Annotated in this window: 10 protein-coding genes; 2 read left to right on the top strand and 8 right to left on the bottom strand. The window is 64.0% G+C overall.

Annotation, left to right across the window (positions count from 1 at the left end; translation table 11 throughout):
• The 3 genes from JZ792_RS39670 to JZ792_RS39660 all read right to left on the bottom strand — a co-directional run.
• On the bottom strand, nt 1-1,463 hold a 1,463-nt coding region (locus JZ792_RS39670), incomplete at its 3' end, for a serine/threonine-protein kinase (protein ID WP_216918038.1).
• Nucleotides 1,464-1,558: 95 nt separating this feature from the next.
• Nucleotides 1,559-2,248, bottom strand: coding sequence for a hypothetical protein (locus tag JZ792_RS39665; RefSeq protein WP_216918037.1), 690 nt, complete (start codon nt 2,246-2,248; stop codon nt 1,559-1,561).
• Nucleotides 2,249-2,271: 23 nt separating this feature from the next.
• Complete coding sequence (locus tag JZ792_RS39660) at nt 2,272-3,177, bottom strand: vWA domain-containing protein (RefSeq protein ID WP_216918036.1); 906 nt, start codon at nt 3,175-3,177, stop codon at nt 2,272-2,274.
• A 795-nt stretch (nt 3,178-3,972) separates the two neighbouring features.
• Between JZ792_RS39660 and JZ792_RS39655 the strand changes: the two genes are divergently transcribed.
• Nucleotides 3,973-4,563 carry an alpha/beta fold hydrolase gene (locus tag JZ792_RS39655; RefSeq protein WP_216918035.1) on the top strand — a complete coding sequence of 197 codons (591 nt, stop codon included), beginning with the start codon at nt 3,973-3,975 and terminating at the stop codon, nt 4,561-4,563.
• A gap of 33 nt (nt 4,564-4,596) precedes the next feature.
• Here JZ792_RS39655 and JZ792_RS39650 read toward each other — a convergent pair whose 3' ends face one another.
• The 3 genes from JZ792_RS39650 to JZ792_RS39640 are packed head-to-tail and all read right to left on the bottom strand — an operon-like array spanning nt 4,597 to nt 6,822.
• The gene (locus tag JZ792_RS39650; RefSeq protein WP_216918034.1) at nt 4,597-5,655 is read right to left on the bottom strand and encodes a hypothetical protein; all 1,059 of its coding nucleotides are present in this window, start codon (nt 5,653-5,655) and stop codon (nt 4,597-4,599) included.
• A 10-nt stretch (nt 5,656-5,665) separates the two neighbouring features.
• On the bottom strand, nt 5,666-6,274 hold the full coding sequence (locus JZ792_RS39645; RefSeq protein ID WP_216918033.1) for a hypothetical protein: 609 nt from the start codon (nt 6,272-6,274) through the stop codon (nt 5,666-5,668).
• Between the two features lie 23 nt (nt 6,275-6,297).
• Nucleotides 6,298-6,822, bottom strand: a complete 525-nt coding sequence (locus tag JZ792_RS39640) for a hypothetical protein (protein ID WP_216918032.1) — start codon at nt 6,820-6,822, stop codon at nt 6,298-6,300.
• A 119-nt stretch (nt 6,823-6,941) separates the two neighbouring features.
• Here JZ792_RS39640 and JZ792_RS39635 point away from each other — a divergent pair, with 119 nt between their 5' ends.
• Nucleotides 6,942-7,220 carry a hypothetical protein gene (locus JZ792_RS39635; RefSeq protein ID WP_216918031.1) on the top strand — a complete coding sequence of 93 codons (279 nt, stop codon included), beginning with the start codon at nt 6,942-6,944 and terminating at the stop codon, nt 7,218-7,220.
• Here the strand turns inward: JZ792_RS39635 and JZ792_RS39630 are convergent.
• Both JZ792_RS39630 and sucB read right to left on the bottom strand, forming a co-directional pair.
• Nucleotides 7,206-8,111: an IS5 family transposase gene (locus JZ792_RS39630; protein ID WP_216918030.1), complete on the bottom strand. Its 906-nt coding sequence runs from the start codon at nt 8,109-8,111 to the stop codon at nt 7,206-7,208. The two genes, JZ792_RS39635 and JZ792_RS39630, sit on opposite strands and share 15 nt — an antisense overlap.
• 559 nt (nt 8,112-8,670) lie before the next feature.
• The coding region (gene sucB, locus JZ792_RS39625; RefSeq protein ID WP_216918029.1) for a 2-oxoglutarate dehydrogenase, E2 component, dihydrolipoamide succinyltransferase at nt 8,671-9,777 on the bottom strand (1,107 nt) is incomplete at its 5' end.

Here is a 9,777-nt window from a genome sequence, read left to right as displayed (position 1 = left end):
GTCGGTGGTGGGTCCGGGCGGTGGTTTTTGTACAGCTCGTGCAACCTGGCTGCGCGCGTCACGTCACGGTCGTGGTTGAGTGCGGTGACCGCGGTCGGCGGTGCGGTGGGCGCGCTAGCGGTCTTGGCCGACGGAGGCTGTGTGACCGGGCTTCGGCTTGTCGACTGGGGTTGGGGTCCAGGTGCCGATCGACGCTGCGGGATGGGTTTACCGCGTTGGGTGGCGGCTTTTTCGAATGCACTGAACTTGTCTGCGGTGAGGTTGCGCAGCATGCCTGCGCGCGCCAACTCGATTTGAGGTACCAGCATGCCTTGGTTGTCGAAGAGCACGATGGTGCCGGTGATGGCCACGCGCCAGCCGTGCAGTTTGGATAGCAGCCGTTTGTTGTTGCGGGTGCGTGCGCCGTAGGCCTCGAACAGTTCGGTCGCGATCTGGTCGTAACCGACGATGGTGAAGTCGCCGTGTTTGTAGTTACCGAGGGTGAGCAGGGCGACATGGCGGCCGCCGCGGCCGATGGTCACGATGCCGAACCGGATAGTTCCGAAGACCGTGACGGTCTGGCCCTGGAGGGCAATCAGTGGGTCGCGCTCGCTGCTCGCGTACACCTCGTCGGCCAGGATCGAGTGGTGGGTTGATGTCGGATAGGTGATCGTCTGTCCGGCCAGCACGGCCGGTACTTGGTCGAAGGAGCCTCGGCAGGCGCTTTGTAGGCGGAGGGCATCCTCGGCGACGTCGGGGATACGGGTCAGGGAAGTGAAAACCTGTGATGTGGTGGGATCGATGAAGTCCGCGACCGTGAAGATCAAGTTTTCGCCGGTGCCGCCGTAGTCTTCCCACAGCGTGGGTTGATTTCGGAGGGCGCGCAGCGACAGGTCGATGACCGCGGCACCGAACACGTCGATGTCCGCATCGAATGTGTTGCCGCGGCCGGGGTGCTGGTAGTTTCGGTGGCCCTGCTCGATGGCCTGCAATTGCCCCATGCTCGGCAGATACATGCCGTCGTAGTCGATCAGACGGATGGACAGGTCCTTGCCGACGATGATATTGCCGTGTTGCAGATCACCGTGCGCGGCCCCGTTGCGACGCAATGTGTCGACGGCGGCGGCGATGCCGATGCGGACAGTGTCTATGGCGGTCGGGTCGGGCCGCGATGCGGCGGCCCAATCCTCGAGCCACACGCCGAGGGTGTCTCCCTCCGCCCACTGCATTCGCACGATCGGGAACCGGTCGCTGCCGACGGTGATGCCCTTTTCCTCGTAGACGACCGGGACCAGGAAGCCGAACTCGGGGTGGGTGGCGAAGAAGTTGCTGATGTGACGGTAGCGGTCGGCTAGATTGCGGTCGCCCTGGCCCTGCTTGTGAAAGCAGCGCACCGCGTATCGGTCGCCGGTGACAGATTCGATCTTGAAGGTGGCGGCGAACCCGCCCGAAGCGACCGATGGCTGCCCCCACGGATTGAGCACGGCGCGCCCATTGCGCAACACCGCGTCGGTGGTGAACGCGACGATCGGGTTTTGCACCGCGCGTTGGTAATCCAGCAGGCTCGGCAGTCTTGCAATCATAGGGTGACCACCTGCACCACTGTGGTGTCGTCGTTGCCGAGTCCGTCGCCGACGCGCGCGTCGACGACCCAGTCATCGAAACGGTCCAGGGCATCGTCCAAGTCGACTGAGAACCCGCAGAGTTGCTGATGCAAAAGGTATTTCGCTAGCGCATCGGTGGCCAGGACGAAGCGGTCCCCGGGTTGGTAGTCACCGTAGGCGTGCCAGATCGCAGCCTGGTGGCGGTGGTCGCCTGCGTGGGTACTGACCAGGTCGGGGGTATTGCTGAACTGGTCGGGTAGGTTCAGCGGCCCGGCGACGAGAAGGGTGGTGTCGCGCCAGTGCATCAGGCAGGTGTCTCCGACCGCGGTGGCTTGGTAGCGCTGTGTGTCCTCGTCGAGGTCGAGGCCGACGAAGGTCGCGGCTCCGCCTTCCTGCAATTTTCTTTCGGCGTACCATGGCAGCCCAAGCTGGGTGACCTCATGGTGCCACTGCGCCCGTAGCTGTGCCAGCACGACCGGATGGAACGGGTCATTCCGTTCGGCGACATAGGAGTAGACGAGGATGTCGGCCCATATCTCCGGTCGTGCGGTCGTCGACGCACCATCGGCGACCGCGAAGCGTCGAGCACCTACTCCAGCGCGATCCTCGTTCTCGTTGATCTCGCGACCATCCTTGGGCACCCATCCGATCCGGGCTGTCATCATCACCGTCTCCTGCGTGGATGCCCTCAGGCGATCCCGGGCCGGTCAATGCCGGAGTCGTCCCGCCGATCGCCAGCGGGATCGAGGAGGTCCTGCGGAGCGGTCGGGGTGGCGGCGACGGTACCCATGTTGAGGAAGTCCAGTACCTCGGCCGCAGCGGCATTGAACAGGAAGCCACGCGATTCGGGCTGTACCGAGTAACCGCACGATGCCGCGGCGTCCAGCATTGCCGGTGGCAGTATGCTGGACATATCGAACAACATGCGTGCGTAGGAATCAGTCAGTCCAGCAGCAGAAGTCGGGAAGATCACTGGCAAGGCGGCGATGGCCGACAGATGCAGGTTGAACACCAGGGCCTGACCGTCGTCGGTGCGCAATTCGCGGATACGTGCGGCCACCGGGCTGGGATCGCCGTCGGTGGACGCGCCGTCGGTGACGTTGATGATCAACGGCGGGTAGCTCTTCGGATGCGCTGCGCACCATGTCTCGATCACGGGTTCGGCCTGGGTGAACGCGGCCGCCATCGGGGTGCCGCCGTCGGCGACCGGATCGACCCAGATCGGTGCGGTCTGCTCGATTTCGATCACCCCGCCCGCGCCGTCGGGAGCGCGTCGGCGCACCGTGTCGACGCGGCGGGGATTGGTGGCGACATCATCGATGGGCAGTATCGGTCGGTTCGGGTCGGCCCCGTGCAGGATGGGGCCGGTTGTGGCTCCGTACCCGAAGACACCGATCTCAAGATAGTTGTAGACTTTCTCCCCGCCCTTGTTGCACATCAGAACGGCATTGCCGATCGCGTTGTTGACTGCGGCAGCCAGCGCTTCGGACTTGGAACCGACGCCCTGGCCCCAGGGCTCGAGCATCGAGTACGACTGGTCGACCAGCAGCATCAACAACGCGGGCTGCTTGCGATTGATCTCGGCGGAGTACATACGATCGCTTTCTCTTGGTGGTAGCGTCCCGGTTCCGCAGGCGCGGCGCCGGGGATCGGTCTCACTGTAGAGAAGGGTACCGACAGCCGCTGTCGGTGAATTGGTGTACGCAGCATAGTTTTTCGTTTATGTGCTGGATCAGGCGGTATGAGAGTGGCTTGTATGGCGGGAGTATCGGGTCAGCTCATGTGATCGTGCGCAGCAGCGAAAGCCGTGCGCGGTAGGCCGCCACTGTTGGCGAAGACACGCGCGCCTGCTGCTGATGTGACTCCTGTGCTTCGCCACACTGCGAAATGGCGGCGTGACGCCAAGGGCGCTCGCCTGTAGTGGAACACTTGAGTAATGGACTGATCGGCTCGATCCGCCCTCGTTTCACGTGATCGATCCGCCGAGTCGGGTGATCGTCGCCTTCGGTCAGCTCATCATGGCTCCGAAGGATTTCAAAGTGCCTCGCTACGGATGTGCACTGGAGGCTGATCCCTGACCGGGCCAACTGCCACTCGATTGGGGTCGTCGCCACGCCCCGAGGCGCGAACATGCCGAGCGCCGTCAATATGCGGCATCGCGGCGTAGGCACCCGCCGCGACCAGCGATGTCAGCGATTGATGCGACAGCGGCGAGTTCACGCCGTACGTTCAAGGTGCAGGAGTTCTTGGAAGGGGATCCGAAGATGCGTGTTGATGTCGAGTTCTCAAGTGGGGCAACGATACTTCGGGGGTGGCTGTACCGACCGGAGGATGTGTAGGAGCCGGTGCCTCTGGTGGTGATGACCCATGGCTTCGCTGGGGTCAAGGAGTGGGTGGCCCGTTCGCGGAAGTATTCAGTGAGGCCGGTCTGGCATGTCTGGTCTACGACCATCCCGGATTCGGCACCTCGGAAGGGGAACTGCGGTTCGAGGTCGACCCGCCCGCGCAGATCGAGGGCTACCGAGACGCGATCACCTTCGCGCAATCCCTGGATGGAATCGATCCGGCTCGTATCGGTGTCTGGGGTACGAGCTTTTCCGGTGGTCATGTCTTGGTGGTAGCGGCGACCGATCGGCGGGTACGTGCGGTGGTCTCGCAGGTGCCGACCACCAACGGGTGGGCCAACTTCCGCAGCTTGGTCCCCAGCGTCGTCCATCCCTTGATGCACGCGGCCATCGCCGCCGATCGGCAGGCGCGCGCGGCCAGGAAACCGGCGTTGACGATCAAAGCGGCATCGGATGATCCGACCGACATGGTCGCCATGCCCGGCCTCGAGGCGTACCAGTGGTTGATGGCCAACGGGCCACAGGTGCCGACCTGGCGCAACGAGGTCACCGTGTCCAGTATCGACAAATTCCAAAGCTATGCCCCGGAATCGTTTGTGCGCCGGATCTCTCCGACGCCACTATACATCCGCTAACCACACAGATCGACCTGCGGAAATGAACAGCCGTTAACTGGATAGACCCGTTCGTGACTCACCACCGTGCTGTGGGCAGGTGACTGCGTTCGATGCGCCGCTTTTCGCCGACCATCCCCGTCGAATGAGTAGTTTCTCCACCGCGGCCGGAAGTTGCCCCTTCGAGTCCCGAGCCGTCCGCGCGAGGCGGCCGCCCAGGATCGGGCCGGTGTCGCAGGACGGATCCGCGCATTCCACTGCGAATCGGTCTTCGGGCTGACAAACGGCGCAGTGTCTGGTCGCGACCAGACCCCCGGCATTGTTCGACGCTGTATCCAGCTCCAGCCAGCGGAATTCCACATCAGCGGCGAGCTGGATCGGACCATACATACTACTTGGCTTCGTCCCGCACGTGGGGCAGCAAGGGGCCGGAGCCCCGTGCCTCACACCGGGAGATTTCGCACCTACGGGCTTAAATGATCCCGGATCGTTCCGGGCACGCTTGACCGATACTTCTGCGGCGACTGGGAGAATCAGCTGCTTTCCGAATGTGAGTCGCGCTCGCGGTCCCAGGGCGGCGATCCACTCTCGCGCCACACGATGGGGTACGTCGTAGTGGCGGGCAACTTTCGTGATGCTTCCGAGTCTCCAATAGTTGACCCCGAAGTCCGATGGCATGCTCGCGCCGCCGGGGTGGTCGCGCTCTTTCTCCTGGCGCGCCGTGGTCGGTTCCGGCTGGTGTGTGTCCGGACTGCTGGTGTGGGTAGCCGCGACGGCATCGGGCTCAACGGGTTCGGCCGAGGTGACCGCTGCCGTGTGGGGTTCAACATGTGGGATGGTGTGGGCCGGAATCGCCGGGGGTGTGTCCGTACGGATCGTCTCGCCGACAGCACTTGCTGCGAGGGGCACAGCGGGCGTCACTCCTGTCAGTACCTGCACCGTGTGGATGATCAGCTGGAAGTCGACGTGTGCCAGCTCGTCAGGGATCTCGTAATCACCGGTCGTGGCCTGTACTTCAGCCAGCGACAGAACTCCGCCGTCGATCTCCACCCTGGCTCTGGCGATGGTGTCTCCCGATCCCGTCGCAATGGCGATAGTGAACGTTTCGGTCATGCGTGACTTTCTATCGCCGCCCGATTGGACGCGTTTGCTTGGAGGGCCATGGGGGCGAGAGTTGCCTTTGGTCCTGGAGTGCTTTGATCCAGCTCTTCGCCACACGATGGGGTACGTCGTAGTGGCGGGCAACTTTCGTGATGCTTCCGAGTCTCCAATAGTTGACCCCGAAGTCCGATGGCATGCTCGCGCCGCCGGGGTGGTCGCGCTCTTTCTCCTGGCGCGCCGTGGTCGGTTCCGGCTGGTGTGTGTCCGGACTGCTGGTGTGGGTAGCCGCGACGGCATCGGGCTCAACGGGTTCGGCCGAGGTGACCGCTGCCGTGTGGGGTTCAACATGTGGGATGGTGTGGGCCGGAATCGCCGGGGGTGTGTCCGTACGGATCGTCTCGCCGACAGCACTTGCTGCGAGGGGCACAGCGGGCGTCACTCCTGTCAGTACCTGCACCGTGTGGATGATCAGCTGGAAGTCGACGTGTGCCAGCTCGTCAGGGATCTCGTAATCACCGGTCGTGGCCTGTACTTCAGCCAGCGACAGAACTCCGCCGTCGATCTCCACCCTGGCTCTGGCGATGGTGTCTCCCGATCCCGTCGCAATGGCGATAGTGAACGTCTCATTCATGATGTGCTCCGTCACAGGAAGGTTCAGTCTCCAGCGGGAGTCGTCTCTGATTGCTGTTGCAACTTGCGAAGCCGCCCCATCCAGCCCTGCGCGCTGTGTCGGGGAACGCCGTAGTGTTTCGCAACGGCGGTGACTGTGCCCAGCTGTTCGTACAACTCGCTGAGTTCGTCCGCATCCGGCATCTTCCTGTACGACCGGGATGCCTGCTCGGACGCGAGCTCAGTCTCCGGAACCGGCGTCGGGATTCTCTGCTCCTCGAGAGTGGTGGTGTCGTGAGTCGGAGGACTGAAGAAGGCGGGATCGGCATGGTCGCCACGTGGTGTCTTTCTCAAGAAGTGGGCGCTCAGGGCGGCCACGATGGCTTCCATATCGAAGCTGCGTACGTCGTCTCCTCGAATTCCGGCCGGACCAGAAGCGGTGATGGCGATACGAGTGACGGTGGGGTGTGCCGACGATGCGTTCACATCTATGGTCAGACAGGGGAGTTGCGAGGACGGCGCCCCGTCGAATGCTTCGCTCGGCGTGATGGCGAGAGTGTAGTCGACCAACTTGTGTGTCTTCCTAATGGTATGTGTCGATTGTGTCGTATGGAGAATGTATCAGCGCGAACCGACATCGACAGTCCGACGAAGTCTGTTCCGGAGACGCGGTCGCCGACGTCCAGAAAATGGAGGCCGAGCAGCCGCAGCTCGCCGCAGAGATGGAGGCGAAATTCAAGGAGGGCACACGAATTGAATACTCGACGACCGAGGAGTCTTCAGTGCCTGTGCTCACGCAGACAGGCTTCGACATCGAAGACCGTCGACAGCAGATGGTGCGAAATGCCAGCGAGCGCAGCTGGAAGCGTCTGGTCCTGCCGCCGGCTCGGGCAAGCGATTCACCACTAGGGTCTGTGCCGAAGTCGGGTGAGGTGGGGTGTTCGATCCTGGCCTCACCCGTGTCGTAGCCATTGGTTGATGGCGGCGATATGGATGGTGGCCAGGTATCGGACGGCGAGTTTGTCATATCGAGTGGCGACGGCTCGATGTTGTTTGATCTGGTTGATGCCGCGCTCGACGACGTTGCGGTCTCGGTAGCGGACCGGATCGAACGCTGGTGGTCGGCCACCGGCGCTGCCACGGTTGCGGCGGTGACGGGCCTGGTCGGAAGGGACCGCGATCGTGGCCGCGATTCCGTGGCGGCGCAGCCAGTCCCGGTTGCCACGGCTGGAATAGGCTTTGTCGGCCAGTACCCGATCCGGACGCTTGCGTGCTCGGCCCCTGCCGGTCCTGGCGACCTCGATTGCGTCCAGAACCGCCACGAACTGTGGACTGTCACCGGCCTGACCGGCAGTGATCAGCATCGCCAGTACCCGACAGTCCTGGTCACACGCCAGATGCAGTTTGGTGGTCCAACCACCCCGCGATCGGCCCAACCCGTGATCGGCCGGCTCGGGCACACCACAACCGCCGGGCGGTTCGGCCTGACGCCCACTCTCACGGCGGGCGCCGGCGGCATGGGGATGGGCTCGCATGATCGTCGAGTCCACGCTCACCTGCCACCGGATCAGACCCGCCGCGTCAGCGAAGACCTGCAACAACTTCACGATCACCAGCCACACTCCACCGCGCTGCCAGCGGCGGAACAACCCGTACACCGCCGACCACGACCCGTACTGCGGTGGGACATCTCGCCACGGGCACCCCACCCGAGTCCGCCACCGGATCCCATCGATGAGTTGACGTTTCGTCCACCGGGGCGGGCGTCCCCGCTTCCTGTTGCGGGGCAGCAACGGCGCCAACCGCGCCCATTGGGCATCGGTCAGGTCCGCTCGCCCCGCGACCGCTACGCTGGCCAACGAGGTCTCCGTCTGTATTCAGGTTGCTTGGTCGCTACCCGACATACCGGAGACCTCACCCATATGCCAAACCGGCAACATCTTCCACGAACACGCAATTCCGACCACGCCACACACCGGCGTCAGCCCAACCCGAACTTCGGCACAGAACCTAGTTCCGAAAAGTTTCAGTCGTCCACAGACGTGCTCGGCTATCGCTGGTGACGGTACCGAGCATTCCCGTCCGCGCTATTGGTTGCCGGTTCGTCGTCGTCGCCATCAGTTTCTCCGCCTCTGACGAAGCCAGATACCTCTCCGGAGCCATAACTCCCGTCGCTGGCGGCCTGGGCAATGGGCCCACTGGCTCCGTCGCTGCGGTTCAGTTGAGTGTCCTACACACCAACAGGCGGTGCTGTGCAGTCTCTACGGGCGGTCATCGATCTCGCGGTCGGGAAGTGATCCGATCGCAAGCCGATGACCGCCCGTACATTCCCTGCCTGCGCGCAGCGCGCTACCAGCGTCGTCTCGATCAGTTCGACGAGCCCGTAATCACCACCTTCAGACGTCCCGGGTTCGCCTGTTAGAGCCCCAGGTCGGCGTCGAACGCAGCTTCCTCGAGCCGTTGCTTGATGGTGGTGATGAAGCGGCCCGCGTCAGTGGCCTCGAGCAGCTGGCGGTCGTAGGTCAGCGGCAGGTAGGTCATGGAGCGGATGCCGATGTTCTCGTTGCCGTTGTCGGTGATCACCACAGGCTGTTTGACGATCGCGCCGGTGCCGAGCATCGCCGCCTGCGGTGCCTGCAGGATAGGGGTATCGAACAATGCGCCTTGGCTGCCGATGTTGGTAATCGTGAACGTACTGCCGGTCATCTCGTCGGGTTTGAGGCCGCCGGTGCGGGCCCGGTGGGCGATGTCGGCGATGGCCCGGGCCAACCCCGCCAGCGACAGGTCGTCGGCATGGTGGATGACCGGCGACAGGAGGCCCTGCTCGGAATCCACCGCGATGCCGAGATGCACGGCCGAGTGGTAGGTGATCTCCTCGGTGTCGGGGTGGTACCAGGCGTTGATGCTCGGGTGCACGCTCAGCGCCTCGATCGCGGCTTTGGCGAAGAACGGCAGGAAGGTCAGGTTGACTCCCTCGCGCGCGGTGAACGCCGCTTTGGCCCGTGCTCGCAGGGCCACGATCTTGGTGAGGTCGGCCTCGTGTACCTGGGTCGACTGCGCTGTGCTCTGCAGCGATCCCAGCGTCTTGGTTGCGATGATCTGACGGATGCGGCTGGCCTTCTGCGTGCTGCCAGGCAGGCGCCGCTGTTCTGATCGCCCGCCCGTGGATGCGATGGGGGGCTTCGGTATTGCGGTGGGTGCGGCCGCGATGGTTGGCGTTGGCGGGATAGCGGGTGTGGTCGGGGCCTGCTGGGCCTCGGCGGCGGCGAGCACGTCCTGTTTGCGGATGCGGCCGCCGACTCCCGATCCGGTGAGGGTGGACAGGTTGAGGTTGTTCTCGGCCGCCAGTTTGCGGACCAGCGGGACCACGAAGGGGAATTCGCCGTCGCCGGAAGGTGCCGGGGCCGGGGTAGCAGCCGGAACCGGTGTAGGAGCCGAGGATGCCAGGGCCGCGGGCCGCGCGGCTGGCGCAGGAGCAGGCGCTTGAGTGGGAGCGGGTGGCTGGGCTGGAGCGGGGGCCGGGGG

It is taken from the genome of Nocardia noduli, from assembly GCF_019038455.1.
Classification (GTDB): Bacteria; Actinomycetota; Actinomycetes; order Mycobacteriales; family Mycobacteriaceae; genus Nocardia; species Nocardia noduli.
The sequence above is the reverse complement of the archived record's forward strand: the minus strand, read 5'-3'. Positions and strand labels throughout refer to the sequence as shown.

Excerpts from the sequence above, each read along its gene's own strand:
- JZ792_RS39665 (WP_216918037.1), bottom strand. The coding sequence starts at position 2,248 with ATGATGACAGCCCGGATCGGATGGGTGCCCAAGGATGGTCGCGAGATC.
- JZ792_RS39660 (WP_216918036.1), bottom strand. The coding sequence starts at position 3,177 with ATGTACTCCGCCGAGATCAATCGCAAGCAGCCCGCGTTGTTGATGCTG.
- JZ792_RS39650 (WP_216918034.1), bottom strand. The coding sequence starts at position 5,655 with ATGACCGAAACGTTCACTATCGCCATTGCGACGGGATCGGGAGACACC.
- JZ792_RS39645 (WP_216918033.1), bottom strand. The coding sequence starts at position 6,274 with ATGAATGAGACGTTCACTATCGCCATTGCGACGGGATCGGGAGACACC.
- JZ792_RS39635 (WP_216918031.1), top strand. The coding sequence starts at position 6,942 with ATGGAGGCCGAGCAGCCGCAGCTCGCCGCAGAGATGGAGGCGAAATTC.